The sequence below is a fragment of the Nocardiopsis ansamitocini genome, from assembly GCF_030268225.1.
Classification (GTDB): domain Bacteria; phylum Actinomycetota; class Actinomycetes; order Streptosporangiales; family Streptosporangiaceae; genus Nocardiopsis_D; species Nocardiopsis_D ansamitocini.
Map to the genome: position 1 here is coordinate 541,788 of NZ_BSQG01000002.1, position 15,506 is coordinate 557,293.

Here is a 15,506-nt window from a genome sequence, read left to right on the forward strand (position 1 = left end):
CATGGACCTGAATGGAGTTGCCGCCCTCGTTACCGGCGGCGCGAGCGGACTGGGTGAGGCCACTGTCAGGGAACTCGCCGGCGCCGGGGCGACCGTGGTCATCGCCGACCTCAACGCCGACAGCGGGTCGGCGCTCGCCAAGGAGGTCGGTGGTGTCTTCGTGTCCGCCGACGTCTCCGACGAGGAGCAGGTGCAGGCCGCGGTGCAAGCCGCCGTCGACACCGGCAAACCCCTGCGCGTCGCGGTCTCCTGTGCCGGCATCGGTTGGGCCACCCGGACGGTGGGCCGCGACGGCTCGCCCCACGACCTGGCCTCCTATCAGAAGGTCATCGAGGTCAACCTGATCGGCACCTTCAACCTCGTGCGCCTGGCCGCCGCGGCCATGGCGCGCACCGAGCCCGTCAACGCCGACGGCGAGCGCGGCGCGATCGTCAACACCGCTTCGCTGGCGGGCATCGAGGGCCAGATCGGCCAGATCGCCTACTCGTCGTCCAAGGGCGGCATCATCGGTATGACCGTCCCCGCCGCGCGCGACCTCGCCGCGATCGGCGTGCGCGTCAACACGGTGGCGCCCGGAATCCTGGACACCCCCATCTACGGCCACGGACCCGAGGCCGACGCGTTCAAGGAGCGGCTCGCCGCGCCGGTCCCCTTCCCCAAGCGGCTGGGCACCGCGGCGGAGTTCGCCCGGCTCGTCCGTGCCCTGCTGGAGATCAGTTACATAAACGCCGAGGTCGTGCGCATCGACGGCGGTCTGCGTATGCAGCCGAAATAGGAGGCCCACGTGTCCGACGAGGTGCGCTCCACCGTCCAGGACGGTATCGCCGTCATCACCATCAACCGTCCGCAGGTCAAGAACGCGGTCAACGCCGCGGTGGCCGGCCGGATCGCCGCGGCACTGGACGACCTCGACGCCCGGGACGAGCTGGCCGTCGGGATTCTCACCGGAGCGGGCGGTACCTTCTGCGCGGGCATGGACCTCAAGGCGTTCCTGGCGGGGGAACGACCGGTGGTCGAGGGGCGCGGGTTCGGCGGGTTCGCCCAGCGTCCGCCGCGCAAACCACTGATCGCCGCGGTCGAGGGCTATGCGCTCGCCGGCGGGTTCGAGGCAGTTCTTGCCTGTGACCTGGTCGTCGCCGCAGAGGACGCGAAGTTCGGCATCCCCGAGGTCAAGCGCGGACTGGTCGCCGCGGCAGGCGGGCTGCTGCGGTTGCCGCACCGTATCCCGCGCAACGTCGCCATGGAGTTCGCGCTCACCGGGGACTTCGTCGGCGCACCGCGTGCCGCCGAACTCGGCCTGGTCAACCGGGTCACTCCCAGTGGTGGGGCACTTGAGGGCGCTTTGGCCCTCGCGGCCCGGATCGCGGCGAACGCGCCCCTGGCCGTCGCAGCCTCCAAACAGGTGGTCACCGAGTCGGGCGACTGGCACTCCGACACGGCCTGGAGCAAGCAGGAGGAGATCATCACCCCTGTGTTCACCAGCCGCGACGCAAGGGAGGGCGCGGCCGCGTTCGCCGAGAAGCGCCCACCTCGCTGGAGCGGCGAGTAGGGGCCCGGGCGGCACGGAAAGGCCGGTCCGCCACCAGAGGTGGCGGACCGGCCCGATCGATGGAAGCGAGGCCGCGTGCTTAGGCCGTGGTGCCCGACCGACGCTTGCGCGTGGCCAGGACGGCAGCGCCTCCGGCGGCCATGACCGCGGCGGCGACCGCCGCGAGGATGCCCACCTCGTTGCCGGTGACGGGCAGGGTGGTCATCTCCTCTTCTTCCTTGACGTCGGCGCCGCCACCGCCGCCACCGCCACCGCCGCCTTCGGCTCCGCCGCCGCCGCCACCGCCGACGACCTCTTCGTCGTCGCACGCCGGCCCGGCGCACGTCTCGTTGCCCTCGAACAACGACTCGCTGCCGTCGTCCTCGTAGACGTCGCCACCGCCCTCGTACTCGGAGCCGCCCTTGTCGTCCTTGTCGTCGTTCTGCGGAACGCTGACCGGCATGGCCGCGGCGACGTGCTTGACGCCTTCCTTCGGCTCGTCGTAGCCGTAGCCGTGACCGTGCTTCTTGGGCTTCTCCTTCTCCCATGCGGCGGACACCACGGAGTGCGTGTGGCTCTCGACCGGCCCGAACATTTCACTGCGTGCCTGATCGGGCACGCCGGCCTCGGTCTCGGCCCAGGCCGCTGACGTCGCAGGAAAGAACAGAAGCGCAGCGGAAACTCCGGCCGTCGCCATGCCCTTTGTCAAGATACGCAAAGCTCTCCCCATTCGTGGAATGGCGTCGTTCCGATCGGGCTGAGGGCGCCGACCAGTCAGTTCGCCTGTACGCCAGAAGTGAAACACGTGTCGGGACATTTCCCACGTGAGTGAATGGCGGAGTGTTGGTAATTGTTTCTTTGGGTGAATCCGGAGGTTCTCTGGGTAGCTTCCCAAAACTAATTTCCGCCAGAATTCAGCGTGTTCCGGTCCTGGTCCGCCGAATCCGGTCAGTCCTCCGGGACGGGGACGCGCAGGGTGCGCAGGAGGGTCGCGAGCATGTCGTAGTAGCCGACCAGGACGATGAGTTCGACGGCTCCGGCGTCGCCGAAACCGGTGCGGACGGCCGCGTACTCGGGGTCGTCGGCGTCGCGATCGCGCAGCAGTGAGCGCGCGAAGTCCAGCGCGGCGCGTTCGGGAGCCGACAGGGATTCGGGGGTGCGGTTCCTGCCCAGCGCGGCGATCTCGGCTTCGGTCAGCCCCGCGGCCAGGCCGGCCCTGCGGTGCGCCGACCACTCGAACGCGCTCTTCCGGATGGTCGCCACGGTGAGGATGACCAGTTCACGGACGCGCGGGGACAGGGTTGCGGTCGCGCCTACCGCCGCGCTCAACCGTTGCCAGGCCGCGCCCACCTCTGGGGCCGCCAGCATGGCGTTGAACGGACCGTGCAGTCTGCCCGCATCGTCGTGCAGGGCGAACGGGGGTTCGGGGCCGTACTTGGCCAGGACCCCGTCGTAGATCGCTCGTTGTTGTTCCGAAAGGCCGTCGGGTGTGTACCAGGGAAGTCGTCCGTGCCGCATGGCCCCTGTCCTACCCGATGCGGGCGGCGGCCGGTCGGCGCGCATGGCCCCCGCCCCTATCAGGGGGCCATGCGCGCCGGGTCAGATCCGTTGCCAGGCCTCGGTCAGCACGGAGCGCAGGACGGATTCGATCTCCTCGAAGTGCTCGGGGCCGCAGATCAGCGGCGGCGAGAGCTGGATGACGGGGTCGCCGCGGTCGTCGGCCCGGCACACCAGTCCGGCGTCGAACAGCGCGGTGGACAGGAAGCCCTTCAGGAGGCGGTGGGACTCCTCGTCGTTGAAGGTCTCCTTGGTCGCCTTGTCCTTGACCAGTTCGATGCCGTAGAAGTAACCCTCCCCGCGGACGTCACCGACGATCGGCAGGTCCAGGAGCTTCTCCAGGGTCGCCCGCATCACCGGGGCGTTGGCCTGGACGTTGGCGAGGATGCCCTCGCTCTCGAACAGATCCAGGTTGGCCAGTGCGGCCGAGGCCGCCACCGGGTGTCCGGCGAAGGTGATGCCGTGCAGGAAGGAGTTTCCCTTCTTCTGGAACGGCTCCATCAGGTGGTCCCGTGCGATCATCCCGCCCAGCGGGACGTAGCCGGAGGTCACACCCTTGGCGAAGGTGATGATGTCGGGCAGGTAGCCGAACCGTTGCGCGCCGAAGTACTCACCGAGACGACCGAAGGCGCAGATGACCTCGTCGGACACCATCAACACGCCGTGGCGGTCGCAGATCTCGCGGACCCGCTGGAGGTAGCCGGGCGGCGGCGGAAAACAGCCGCCGGAGTTCTGCACCGGCTCGACGTAGACCGCGGCGACGGTGTCCGGCCCGTTCTGCAGGATCGCCTCCTCGATCTGGTCCGCCGCCCAGCGGCCGAACGCCTCGGGGTCGTCGCCGTGGACCGGTGCCCGGTAGATGTTGGTGTTGGGTACCTGGACGGTGCTGGGGACCAGTGGCTCGAACGGGGTTTTGATGGCCTGGACCCCGGTGATCGACAGCGCGCCCATGCTCGTGCCGTGGTAGGCGATCTTCCGGCTGATCACCTTGTGCCGGCCGGGCTGGCCGATGGCCTTGAAGTACTGCCGGGCCAGTTTCCACGCCGATTCCACAGCTTCGGATCCACTGGTGGTGAAGAAGACCCGGTTCAGGTCGCCCGGGGCCAGGCCCGCGAGCCGATCCGCCAGTTCGATTGCCTTGGGGTGGGCGTAGGTCCAAATGGGGAAGTAGGCGAGTTCCCTTGCCTGGGCGGCGATCGCGTCGGCGATCTCGGTGCGGCCGTGTCCGACCTGGGAGACGAACAGCCCGGCCAGTCCGTCCAGGTAGCGCTTGCCGGCCGAGTCGTAGACGTAGGCGCCCTCGCCGCGGGTGATCACCGGGACGTCGGACTCCTGGTACGCGCCCATTTCGGTGAAGTGCATCCACAGGTGGTCCTTGGCCGCTCGCTGGAGTTCGTCCGCGGTGTAGCCGTTGCCTGACTGGGTGCTCACTGTTGCACTCTCCCTGAACTGCTGCTGCCAAAGACTCGGGTGGTGCGGGGGCCGGCCCTCCCTCGCAACAAAGCTGGAGGCATCCCTCCAGTGAAATAGTCGCATCTCTCATTTGAGTGTCAAGTATCGGTCGCGAAACCGGATTTTTACAACGGAATCCCTTGTTTTGAATCATGGTATCTGTCAGGGTCGGGGAAACGGGCTCTATGCGGTTCGCCACTTTCGACGAGGAGAGTCAGCACGTGTCCAGCCAGTCCTCCACGCCCCTCCACCTGCGCAACTTCATCAATGGCGCCTACGTGGACGCCGCCGACGGGCGCACCGCCCCGGTCATCGACCCGGCCACCGGTGAACCCTTCGCAGAGGCTGCGGTTTCCGCGGCGGCCGACATCGACGCGGCCTTCCGCGCCGCCGGCGAGGCGTTCGAGGGCGGTTGGCGCGACAGCACTCCCGCCGAGCGCCAGATCGCACTCAACCGCTTCGCCGACGCCGTCGACGATCGCGCCGACGACCTGGTCGCAGCCGAGGTCCGCAACTGCGGCAAGCCCGTCCAGGCCACCAAGGACGAGGAGATCTGGCAGGTCACCGACGCGCTTCGGTTCTTCGCCGGTGCCGCGCGCACCCTGGAGGGCAAGGCGGCCGGCGAGTACATGGCCGACCACACTTCCTGGATCCGTCGCGAACCGCTCGGGGTGGTCGGCCAGATCACCCCGTGGAACTACCCGATGGCGATGGCGGCCTGGAAGATCGGCCCCGCTCTGGCCGCGGGTGACACGATCGTGCTCAAGCCCTCCGACACCACCCCCGCCTCCACCCTGCTGCTCGCAGAGATCGCCGCGGAATTCTTCCCGCCCGGAGTGTTCAACGTGGTGACCGGGGACCGCGACACCGGACGCGCTCTCGTGGACCACCCCGCGCCCAGGCTGATCTCGCTCACCGGTTCCACGCGGGCCGGGTTCGAGGTGGCCCAGGCGGGGTCCCGCGACCTCAAGCGCCTCCACCTGGAACTGGGGGGCAAAGCCCCGGTCATCGTGTTCGACGACGCAGACGTGGAGCGTGCCGCCCGGGGTATCGCCGAGGCCGGCTACTTCAACGCCGGCCAGGACTGCACGGCCGCCACCCGGGTACTCGCCGGAGCGGGAATCCACGACGAACTCGCCGCGGCACTGGCCGAGCAGGCCAAGAACACCACGACCGGGGGCCCCGACCGGACCGATGCCGCCTACGGTCCGCTGAACAACGCCAACCAACTGGCGAGGGTGAGCGGTTTCCTCGACCGGGTCCCCGGTCATGCGTCCGTACTCGCGGGCGGTGCCGCGTTGGACGGGCCCGGTTACTTCTTCGCCCCCACGGTCGTCGCCGGCCTCGTCCAGGGCGACGAGATGGTCACCGACGAGATCTTCGGACCGGTGATCACCGTCCAGCGCTTCGACGACGAGGACACCGCCGTCGCCTGGGCCAACTCCGTGCAGTACGGGCTGGCCTCCAGCGTCTGGACCAGGGACCATGCGCGTGCCCTGCGCGTGTCGCGTCGTCTGGACTTCGGCTGCGTATGGATCAACACCCACATTCCGATCGTCGCGGAGATGCCACACGGCGGATTCAAGCACTCCGGTTACGGAAAAGACCTCTCGCTTTACAGCCTGGAGGAGTACACGAGGGTGAAGCACGTTATGAGCTACATCGGCAAAGAATAATCCGGTAACACTGAACGAGTCGTTCTTGTAACCGGAAAAACATCGGCCCTGCAGTAATATCAGCGCTCCCCAGCCGGCTGATGCCGGGATTTCAGGAAAGAAACTGATAAAAGGACGACCTGGATCATGGCGACCACCACCACCGAAGAGACACCGGTTCCGCAGGAACCGAGCACACGGGGCGGCGGTGCCGCCATCGCCCTGGAGGGCGTCGCCAAGGCGTACCGTTCGGGCCACGGCACCATCGACGCGGTCCGACAGGTCGACCTGACCATCGAACAGGGCGAGTTCTTCTCCCTGCTGGGCCCCTCGGGGTGTGGCAAGACCACCACCATGCGGATGATCGCCGGGTTCGAGGAGCCGACCTCCGGCGTGGTGCGCCTGGCCGGCGAGGACGTCACGGGCGTCGCCCCCAACCGGCGCGACGTCAACATGGTCTTCCAGAGCTACGCGTTGTTTCCGCACATGAGCGTCGCCGACAACGTTGCCTTCGGTCTCAAGCGCAAGAAGGTCGCCGCGGTCGAGATCACCCGTCGCGTCACCGAGATCCTGGAACTGGTGGAGCTCGGTGACCGTGCCAAGTACAAGCCCGCCCAGTTGTCCGGCGGCCAGCAGCAACGCGTCGCGCTGGCCCGCGCCCTGGTCAACCGGCCCAGTGCGCTGCTGCTCGACGAACCCCTCGCCGCGCTCGACCTCAAACTGCGTCAGGCGATGCAGATCGAGCTCAAGCGAATCCAGCGCGAGGTCGGCATCACCTTCGTCTACGTCACGCACGACCAGGGCGAGGCGCTCACCATGTCCGACCGCATCGCCGTCATGAACAAGGGCGTGATCGAGCAGCTGGGGACACCCGCCCAGATCTACGAGACCCCGGCAACGCGGTTCGTCGCAGGCTTCATCGGCACCTCCAACCTGGTGACCGGTGTGGTTGCCAGGGGTGTCGGCGGCTACTCCAGGTTGGACTACAGCGACGGCCAGCAGGTGCTGGTGCGTACCGACGCCATCTCGGGCGAACACGTCCTGGTGACGGTACGACCCGAGAAGATCCACCTGGGCAAACACCAGCCCGGTACCGACCTGAGCCGACTCAGGGGCACCGTCCGCGAGGTCGTCTACATGGGTTCCACGACCCATTACGCAGTGGACACCGCGCAGGGTACCGGGATGACGGTCTTCCAACAGAACGTCTCCGACGCCAGCAACCTCGCCGAGCGCGGCGACACCGTATGGCTGTCCTGGCGCCCCGAGCATTCCTACGCACTGCCCAGCTGACCCCGTCCATCCCCACCGAACAGAGCGGTAGACGTCGTGCGAAACACCCCCCGACCCTCACCCGCGCTGCTGCGGGGCTTGACCCAGGCCCGCTACAGCCGCCGCGCCACCCTGAAGCTCACCGGGCTCTCCGCCGCCGCACTCGCCCTCGCCGGATGCGGTGTCCAGGGCCAACAGCAGCAGCCCCAGGACTCGACGGACTTCTGGGCCGACAAGCAGAGCAACGGGAAACTGCGCTTCGCGAACTGGCCGCTCTACATGGACTCCGACCGCACCCAGCTCACCCGGTTCACCGAGGCCACCGGGGTCACCGTGGACTATGAGGAGTCCGTCCAGGACAACCCGTCCTGGTTCGGGCAGATTCAGCCGATCCTCGCCAACGGCGGCGACATCGGTGCCGACCTCATGGTCATGACCAACGGCCTGGAACTGGCCAAACTCATTGCCCTGGGATACCTCGCGCCACTGGACCCGGCCCAACTGCCCAATTTCGCCGAGTACGCCGGCGAGATCTACAAGAAAACCGCCTACGACCCCGGCAACACGTTCACGGTGCCCTACGCCTCGGGAATGACCGGAATCGCCTACGATCCCGAGCGCACCGGCCGCACGCTCACCAGTATCGCCGACCTTTGGGACCCTGCTTTCGAAGGCCGGGTGGGGATGATGGCCGACCCCCAGGAGATCGCCAACTTCGGATTGCTCTACAACGGGATCGACCCGGCCGACTCCACCCCCGACGACTGGCGCACCGCGGCCGAAAGCCTCAAGCAGCAGCGCGACGACAAGATCGTGCGGGCCTACTACAGCCAGGACTACATCCAGCCGCTCACCAACGGCGACGTCTGGGCCACCATGGCCTGGTCCGGCGACATCTACCAGCAGAACGCCGCCGAGGGCACCAACCTGGAGTTCTTCATCCCGGAGGAAGGGGCGACCCTCTGGACGGACAACATGATGATCCCGTCCACCGCGAAGAATCCGGTCGACGCCCTGATGATGATGGACTTCCTCTACGACCCCGAGGTCGCGGCCAGTCTGGCCGAGTACATCACGTTCGTGCCCCCCGTTCCCGACGCACAGAACGTGCTGCGCGACAAGGCCGGGACGCTCGACGGGGACGAGCAGGCGGCTCTTGAGGAACTGGCCGCCAGCCCGTTGGTCTTTCCCACCGACGCCGACTACGCGAAGCTGCACAACTACGTGTCACTGCCCGCCGGCGAAGAGGAGGAGTTCACCTCCATATTCCTCGCGATCACGCAGGCCTAGACCATGGCGCGGGAGAGAACCACAGCGACGCCCTACCTCCTGGCCATGCCGGGATGGATCTGGCTGGCGGCCTTCTTCGTGGTGCCGATCATCGGGATGCTCTGGATGTCCCTCATGACCGGCAACATCGTCACCGGCTTCCAGCCCACCTTCAACTTCGGGGTCTATCCCCAGGTGATCGCCACCTACTGGGAGCAGATCCTGCGCTCCCTGGCCTACGGGTTGTGCGCCACCCTGCTGTGCATCGCCATCGGCTACCCACTGGCCTTCTGGATCGCCTTTCACGGCGGCAGGAACAAGGCCACCTACCTGCTCCTGCTGCTCCTGCCGTTCTTCGTGTCGCAGATCCTGCGCACCATTTCCTGGAAGTTCCTGCTCGCCGACAACGGCGTCATCCTCGGCACGCTCAAGAGCGCCGGGCTGCTCCCCGACGGCGCCCACGTGCTCAGCACATCCACCGCCGTGGTCTTCGGGCTCGCCTACACCTTCCTGCCGTTCATGGTCCTGCCGATCTACGCGGTCCTGGAGCGGGTGGACCACCGGATCGTCGAGGCGGCCCACGACCTCTACGCCTCCCGGATCCAGGCGTTCGTCCGCGTGGTCCTGCCGTTGTCGCTGCCCGGCCTCTTCGCCGGCGTACTGCTCGTCTTCGTGCCCAGCAGCGCCGACTACGTCAACGCCTCGGTGCTGGGTGGGACGCACAACACCATGATCGGCAACATCATCCAGTCGCAGTACCTGGTCAACAACGCCTATCCGGTGGCCTCCGCGATCACCTTCGTGCTGATGGCGATCCTGTTGGTCGGCATCTTCAGTTACGCCAAGGCGCTCGGCACCGAACAGGTCATGGAGGTGCAGGCCAAGTGAGCACGACCACGAGGAGCGGGGCGTCCCGGCCTGCTGCGCGCGCCGCCCGCGGCAGGCGCGGCGTCAACTGGGGAAAATGGTTCACCTGGGCCGTTCTCGGCTGGTTGTTCCTCCCGATCGCCGGGATGATCGCGTTCAGCTTCAACGACATCGCCGGACGCCAGAACGTCACCTGGCAGGGCTTCACCCTCAAGTGGTACGGCCAGGCGTTCGCGTACTCCGACCTCAACGACGCGCTGATCAACACGCTGTCGATCGGCGTGCTCACCATGCTCATCGCGGGAGGGATCGGCAGCCTGCTCGGGCTGGCGCTCGGCCGGCACCGGTTCCGCGGCCAGGGGGTCAGCAACCTCGTCATGTTCGCCGCGATCTCGGCCCCCGAGGTCGTGATCGGCGCGGCACTGCTGTCGCTGTTCCTCACCCTCAACCTGACCACGGGCTTCGTCACCATTCTCATCGCCCACGTCATGTTCACCGTCTCGTTCGTGGCGATCACGGTGCGGGCGCGCGTCATGACACTGGATTCCAAACTGGAGGAGGCCGCCCGCGACTTGGGGGCGGACGCCTGGACGACCTTCCGGTTGGTGACCTTCCCGATGCTGCTGCCGGCGATCATGGCCGGCGGCCTGCTGGCCATGGCCTTGTCGGTGGACGACTTCATCATCACCACGTTCGTCAGCGGTGACACCACGACGTTCCCGCTGTGGATCTGGGGGTCCACCCGGGTCGGAATCCCCCCGCAGGTCAACGTGATGGGCACCCTCATCTTCGCGTTCGGGGTGCTGCTCGCCCTCGTCAACGTCCTACTCGCCCGTTCGTCCCGCCGAGCGTGACCTTGCTCCTCCTCCACCTGCGGTGGCAGCGTGGATGACGTCACGATCGGCGAAGAGAGAAAGTGATAGCCGTGTCCGCAGCAGCCCGGAGGGCCGCCGCCGCGCTGGCCGACGCCGCGCCCCGGATCTTCTGGACCGACCCCGACGTCCCCGGCCACGACGTCCCCGAACCCGCCCCGCCGCTGAGCGGCCGGGTGCGGGCGGACCTCGCCGTCGTGGGCGGCGGGTTCAGCGGTCTGTGGAGTGCGCTCATCGCAAAGGAACGCGACCCCGACCGCGACGTCGTGCTGCTGGAGGCCCGCACGGTCGGATGGGCGGCGTCGGGGCGCAACGGAGGATTCTGCGAAGCCAGCCTCACCCACGGCTACGCCAACGGGGCCGAGCGCTGGCCCGACGAGATCGTCGAACTGGAGCGTCTGGGCCGTCAGAACCTGGACCGCATCGCCGATGCCGTGGAGCGCCACGGCATCGACTGCGAGTTCGAGCGCACCGGCCAGTTGATCCTGGCCACCCGGGACTGGCACAACGCCGAACTCGCCGAGTACGGCGAACAGTTGCGCGCGCTGGGCCACAAGGCCGTGAACCTGGACGCCGACCAGGCCCGCGCCGAGGTGAACTCGCCCACCTATCTCGGCGGTCTCTACGAGCCCGACGGCACCGCCATGCTGCACCCGGCCAAACTCGCCTGGGGGTTGCGCGCGGCCTGCCTGCGTCTGGGGGTGCGCATCTTCGAGCACAGTCCCGTGCGCTCCATCCGCAGCGAGCCCGTCGCGGTGCGGTTGGAGACGCGGGGCGGCTCGGTGTCGGCCCCGGCCGTCGCCTGGGGCACCGGCGCGTTCCCGGGCCCGCTGCGCCGGATCCGCCGCCACGTCGTTCCGGTGTACGACTACGTGCTGATGACCGAGCCGCTCACCGCCGACCAGAAGAACGCCGTCGGCTGGAAGAGCCGGGCGGGGCTGTCGGACGCGGCCAATCAGTTCCACTACTACCGGCTCACCGCGGACGACCGCATCCTCTGGGGAGGCTACGACGTCATCTACCACTACGGCGGCGGTATCCGTCCGGAGTACGACCAGCGCTCCGAGACCTTCCAACGGCTCGCCGAGCACTTCTTCGAGACGTTCCCCCAGCTGCCGGACGTGCGCTTCACCCACCGATGGGGCGGGGTGATCGACACGTGTAGCCGGTTCTGCGCCTATTTCGACACCGCCTACGACGGCCGGTTGGCCTACGCCGCCGGCTACACCGGCCTCGGCGTGGGAGCCACCCGCTTCGGTGCCGAGGTCATGCTCGACACGCTCGCGGGAGCCGACACCGAACTCACCCGCCCGGAGATGGTGCGTACCAAACCGCTGCCCTTCCCCCCGGAACCCCTGCGGTTCGCCGGGATCGAGCTCACCCGACGCTCCATAGCCGCAGCCGACCGCAACGGCGGTCGCCGCAACCTGTGGCTGCGCGGGCTGGACGCGGTAGGGCTGGGGTTCGACAGCTGACCGCCACACGCGAGGCGCGGCCCCGGGGATGACGATCGTCATCCCCGGGGCCCACGTTTTTCACGGCGTCCCGGTGACACCGGCTCCTACAGCACAATCGCCTGCTCCGGCAGGCTTGTGGACATGACGACGGCACAGCAGCACACCGCGATCAGCGTCCAGGACCTCCGCCAGGCGTACGGCACTTTCGAGGCCGTCCGGGGTGTCTCCTTCGATGTCGCCCCCGGCGAACTCTTCGCGCTCCTGGGAACGAACGGCGCCGGCAAGACCACCACCATCGAGACGCTGGAGGGTTTCCGCAAGCCCACCGCCGGTACGGTGCGGGTCTTCGGTACCGACCCGTTCGGCCAGCCCGCCGCGCTGCGCCCGCGGGTGAACGCCGTCCTCCAGCACAGCGGCGTCTTCGAGGAACTCACCGTCGCCGAGACGATCGATCTCGCCCGCGACCTGGCCGCCCGGCCGATGGGGCGCGTCGAGGTCCTGAAGACGGTCAGCCTCACCGACAAGGCCACCGTCGCCGTCCGTCAGCTCTCCGGGGGACAGAAGCGCCGCCTGGACCTCGCCCTGGCGATTCTCACCCGCCCCGAGGTGCTGTTCCTGGACGAGCCCACCACCGGGATGGACCCGGAGATGCGCAGGGAGACCTGGAGGATCATCGGCGACCAGGTGGCCCAAGGGGTGGCCGTGCTGCTCACCACCCACTACCTGGAGGAGGCCGAGCGTCTCGCCGACCGCCTGGCGATCATGCGCAACGGTCTGGTGGAGGTCGAGGGGACCGTCGCCGGGGTCGTCGCCGGCAAGGGCGACCGGATCGGCTTCCGTATGCCCGACCGGATCCGCTCCGAGGACCTGCCGCGTCTGCCCGGAGCCCGTTTCTCCGTCGAGGTGCGCAGCGGCGACCAATGGGCCGCCTACGACGTCTCCGGGGACGACATCGCCGGCCGCGCCCACCGTGCCGTCGCAACGCTGATGGGCTGGGCCGACTCCAACGGCATCACCCTGGAGCGCCTACAGGTGCGCACCGCCTCCCTGGAGGACGTCTTCCTCGACATCGCCGACGGTGACGCCGCCGTCCCCGCCGGCGCCTGACCGCCGGCCCCGGCGTCCGACCCGAACCACCCCACCAGGAGACCCACGATGGCCACGACCACCACCGCGCCCACCGCACGAAGCACCGAGCAGCGAAGCGCGGTCAACCCGTTGCGTCAGACGCTGCGCCTGACCCGGACCGAGTTCACCCTCTTCTACCGTTACCGGATGGCGCTCTACGCCGCGGTCCTGCCACTGGTGTTCCTCGTCCCCGTGTTCTCCATGGGCCCCGGCGAGCTGCTCCCCGGTATCGACGCGGTCGCCTTCTCCCTCACCAACTTCTTCGCCATGGCGGCCATGACCATCGGTGTCGTGCACGTCTCCAACGTCTACGCCGCGAGGCGTGAACAGCTGGTGCTCAAGCGTTTCCGGGTCGCCGGCGTCCCGCCGGTCGCGATGTTCGGCGCCACCGCCCTGTCGGTGATCGCAGTGGTCGGAGTGCAGTCCCTCGCCGTCATCGGGGCCCTCGTCGCCATGACCGGTTCGCCGCCGGCCGACCCCGTGATGCTGGTGCTGTCGATCCTGCTGATCAGCGTCGTCATGACGCTCTTCGGGGCGGTCATCACCCGGTTCGCCCGCAACGCCGAGAGCGCGCAGATGATGGCGATGGCCCCGTTCATGCTCCTGATCGTGGCCAGCGGGTTCTTCGTGCCCCTGGAGCTGTTGCCCGACCGTCTGGCGCAGCTGTTCGGCTACCTCCCGATGGTCCCCGCCATCGAACTGGCCCAGTCCGCGTACTTCGGCCACGACTTCTTCGCCGCCGCGACCGCCCCGGCCGCGGAGCCTGCCACCGGCCTCCGGTTGTGGACCGCGGCGGTCCCCGCCCTGGCGATCCTGCTCGCCTGGACCGCGGTGCTGGCCTACTCCCTCCGCTACTTCCGCTGGGACCCGCGCAGCGCCAAGTAACCCGGCGGCGGGGGTGGTGGCCGGGCGCAAACCCCCGGCCACCGCGCACGCGTAGGCTGACGACCTGGAGGGGGGCACGATGACACACGAGGACACCGGTCCGGGGACCGTCGAGGCGGGGGTGGCCGACGACGAGCGCAGCACGGCCCGGCTGAAGTTCGCCCGCAGGACGGTCTACTTCACGTTCACCACCCTCCCGCTGGGGCTGCTGTTCGTCATCGGTTTCCAGGCGGTCCTCCACGCCTGTGGCGAGGCCGGCCCGGGAATCCTCGCCATGTTCGGTGTCCCGTCGCCCTGGGCCGCGGTGCTCGGGTTCGCGTTGTCGGTGCCACTGGCGTGGCTGACGCTGCGGTTCGCCGTCCTCCGACTCGACGCTCCGAGGCCCCGCTCCACGGGACTGCTCTACCTGGGCCTGGTCCTGAACCTGGGCGTCCTGGCGGTCTTCGACGTCTACGCCTGGGTGTTGGTCGGATTCGCCCTGTGGTGGTCGGCCGCGGCGCTCGTCGCCACCCGGCGCCAGTCCGTGCTCTTCGCCGTGGTGCTGCTCGCGGCGCCGGCCGTCCGGCTCCTCCTGCTGCCCCAGCTCAACATCGGGCTGACGGTCCTGGTCCTCGGGTACACGGTCTTCTTCGGGGCGGTGCTGCTGGTCTGCGACCTGGCGATGGTGTGGCTGTGGGAGATCGCCAACGAGGCCACCGTCGCCCGTGAGGCGCGGGCGCGGCTCGCCGTCACCGAGGAGCGGCTGCGCTTCGCCAGGGACCTGCACGACCTGGTCGGGCACAGCCTCTCGGGCATCGCGGTGAAGAGCGAGCTGGCGGCCCGGCTCGCCGCGCGCGACCCCGAGCGCGCCGCCGCCGAGATGGTCGCGGTCCAACAGGTCGCCAGGGACGCGCTGCGCGAGGTGCGCGCGGCGGTCAGCGGGTACCGCGACGTGGACCTCACGGCCGAGGTCGAGAGCGTGCGCCAGGTGCTCAGCGCGGCCGGGACCCGGGTCGGCGTCGCGGGCGACACCGCCGAATGCCCGGTGGAGTTGCGTGCACTGACCGCCTGGCTGGTCAGGGAAGGTGCCACCAACGTGCTCCGCCACAGCGGGGCGGACCGCTGTGACATCACCCTGACCCGGCAGGAACGCTCTTTCGTCGTGGAGGTCTACAACGACGGAGTGCGCTCCGGGTCGGCACAGCCCTTCGGCAACGGGCTGAACGGACTCACCGAGCGGGTGACGGCTGTCGGGGGCGGGCTCTCGGCCACCACCACCGACGACGGCGGTTTCCTGATGCGGGCCGTCCTCCCGATCCGCTCCGCCCCGGCGGCTTCTCGCGTCCGGCAGGAGGGGGACCAGGTCCCCGCCTGACCCGCCCGGCCCACCCGTCCAGGGCAGGTGCCGCAGATCCCGCCCCCTGCGGTGCGGTCGAGGAGCGTGCAACGGGTCCGTTGCGCGCCGATGCGTGCGGCAAGGCGGTGGTGCCCGTTCCCGGGGCGCGTCCGCCCCTCCCGGTGTCCTGCGGGGTGCCCGACGCTTACGCTGATCACGTGACTGAGCTATCCGAGAACAGCCCCCCGG

14 protein-coding genes are annotated in these 15,506 nt (G+C 68.7%); 11 read left to right on the forward strand and 3 right to left on the reverse strand.

What is annotated here, in order from left to right; genetic code table 11:
- Position 1: 1 nt before the first annotated feature.
- Both QSJ59_RS09100 and QSJ59_RS09105 read left to right on the forward strand, forming a co-directional pair.
- A complete protein-coding gene (locus QSJ59_RS09100) occupies positions 2-775 on the forward strand; it encodes an SDR family NAD(P)-dependent oxidoreductase (RefSeq protein ID WP_285758595.1) in 774 nt (257 codons plus the stop codon).
- A 9-nt stretch (positions 776-784) separates the two neighbouring features.
- On the forward strand, positions 785-1,549 hold the full coding sequence (locus QSJ59_RS09105) for a crotonase/enoyl-CoA hydratase family protein (protein WP_285758596.1): 765 nt from the start codon (positions 785-787) through the stop codon (positions 1,547-1,549).
- A gap of 79 nt (positions 1,550-1,628) precedes the next feature.
- Here QSJ59_RS09105 and QSJ59_RS09110 read toward each other — a convergent pair whose 3' ends face one another.
- The 3 genes from QSJ59_RS09110 to QSJ59_RS09120 all read right to left on the reverse strand — a co-directional run bounded on the left by QSJ59_RS09110 (position 1,629) and on the right by QSJ59_RS09120 (position 4,516).
- Positions 1,629-2,246 (reverse strand): LPXTG cell wall anchor domain-containing protein, encoded by a 618-nt coding sequence (locus QSJ59_RS09110; protein ID WP_285758597.1) that lies wholly within the window; start codon positions 2,244-2,246, stop codon positions 1,629-1,631.
- A gap of 230 nt (positions 2,247-2,476) precedes the next feature.
- Positions 2,477-3,046 carry a carboxymuconolactone decarboxylase family protein gene (locus QSJ59_RS09115; RefSeq protein WP_285758598.1) on the reverse strand — a complete coding sequence of 190 codons (570 nt, stop codon included), beginning with the start codon at positions 3,044-3,046 and terminating at the stop codon, positions 2,477-2,479.
- 81 nt (positions 3,047-3,127) lie between these two features.
- A complete protein-coding gene (locus QSJ59_RS09120; protein ID WP_285758600.1) occupies positions 3,128-4,516 on the reverse strand; it encodes an aspartate aminotransferase family protein in 1,389 nt (462 codons plus the stop codon).
- 206 nt (positions 4,517-4,722) lie between these two features.
- Here QSJ59_RS09120 and QSJ59_RS09125 point away from each other — a divergent pair, with 206 nt between their 5' ends.
- From QSJ59_RS09125 to QSJ59_RS09165, 9 genes are all read left to right on the forward strand, one after another.
- Entirely contained in the window at positions 4,723-6,213 is a 1,491-nt protein-coding gene (locus tag QSJ59_RS09125; protein ID WP_285758602.1) for a gamma-aminobutyraldehyde dehydrogenase, read from the forward strand.
- Between the two features lie 126 nt (positions 6,214-6,339).
- Positions 6,340-7,485, forward strand: a complete 1,146-nt coding sequence (locus QSJ59_RS09130) for an ABC transporter ATP-binding protein (protein WP_285758603.1) — start codon at positions 6,340-6,342, stop codon at positions 7,483-7,485.
- Positions 7,486-7,521: 36 nt separating this feature from the next.
- A complete protein-coding gene (locus QSJ59_RS09135) occupies positions 7,522-8,754 on the forward strand; it encodes an ABC transporter substrate-binding protein (RefSeq protein WP_285758605.1) in 1,233 nt (410 codons plus the stop codon).
- A gap of 3 nt (positions 8,755-8,757) precedes the next feature.
- On the forward strand, positions 8,758-9,621 hold the full coding sequence (locus QSJ59_RS09140; RefSeq protein ID WP_285758607.1) for an ABC transporter permease: 864 nt from the start codon (positions 8,758-8,760) through the stop codon (positions 9,619-9,621).
- On the forward strand, positions 9,618-10,454 hold the full coding sequence (locus QSJ59_RS09145) for an ABC transporter permease (RefSeq protein WP_285758609.1): 837 nt from the start codon (positions 9,618-9,620) through the stop codon (positions 10,452-10,454). Before QSJ59_RS09140 ends, QSJ59_RS09145 begins: the two co-directional genes overlap by 4 nt.
- Positions 10,455-10,525: 71 nt before the next feature.
- Positions 10,526-11,947 (forward strand): NAD(P)/FAD-dependent oxidoreductase, encoded by a 1,422-nt coding sequence (locus QSJ59_RS09150; RefSeq protein WP_285758611.1) that lies wholly within the window; start codon positions 10,526-10,528, stop codon positions 11,945-11,947.
- A gap of 123 nt (positions 11,948-12,070) precedes the next feature.
- Positions 12,071-13,036: an ABC transporter ATP-binding protein gene (locus tag QSJ59_RS09155; RefSeq protein ID WP_285758612.1), complete on the forward strand. Its 966-nt coding sequence runs from the start codon at positions 12,071-12,073 to the stop codon at positions 13,034-13,036.
- Between the two features lie 48 nt (positions 13,037-13,084).
- Positions 13,085-13,942, forward strand: a complete 858-nt coding sequence (locus QSJ59_RS09160) for an ABC transporter permease (protein ID WP_285758614.1) — start codon at positions 13,085-13,087, stop codon at positions 13,940-13,942.
- A gap of 79 nt (positions 13,943-14,021) precedes the next feature.
- The gene (locus QSJ59_RS09165) at positions 14,022-15,296 is read left to right on the forward strand and encodes a sensor histidine kinase (RefSeq protein ID WP_285758615.1); all 1,275 of its coding nucleotides are present in this window, start codon (positions 14,022-14,024) and stop codon (positions 15,294-15,296) included.
- Positions 15,297-15,506: the final 210 nt, after the last annotated feature.

Excerpts from the sequence above, each read along its gene's own strand:
- QSJ59_RS09165 (WP_285758615.1), top strand. The coding sequence starts at position 14,022 with ATGACACACGAGGACACCGGTCCGGGGACCGTCGAGGCGGGGGTGGCC.
- QSJ59_RS09155 (WP_285758612.1), top strand. The coding sequence starts at position 12,071 with ATGACGACGGCACAGCAGCACACCGCGATCAGCGTCCAGGACCTCCGC.
- QSJ59_RS09130 (WP_285758603.1), top strand. The coding sequence starts at position 6,340 with ATGGCGACCACCACCACCGAAGAGACACCGGTTCCGCAGGAACCGAGC.
- QSJ59_RS09115 (WP_285758598.1), bottom strand. The coding sequence starts at position 3,046 with ATGCGGCACGGACGACTTCCCTGGTACACACCCGACGGCCTTTCGGAA.
- QSJ59_RS09160 (WP_285758614.1), top strand. The coding sequence starts at position 13,085 with ATGGCCACGACCACCACCGCGCCCACCGCACGAAGCACCGAGCAGCGA.
- QSJ59_RS09140 (WP_285758607.1), top strand. The coding sequence starts at position 8,758 with ATGGCGCGGGAGAGAACCACAGCGACGCCCTACCTCCTGGCCATGCCG.
- QSJ59_RS09125 (WP_285758602.1), top strand. The coding sequence starts at position 4,723 with ATGCGGTTCGCCACTTTCGACGAGGAGAGTCAGCACGTGTCCAGCCAG.
- QSJ59_RS09100 (WP_285758595.1), top strand. The coding sequence starts at position 2 with ATGGACCTGAATGGAGTTGCCGCCCTCGTTACCGGCGGCGCGAGCGGA.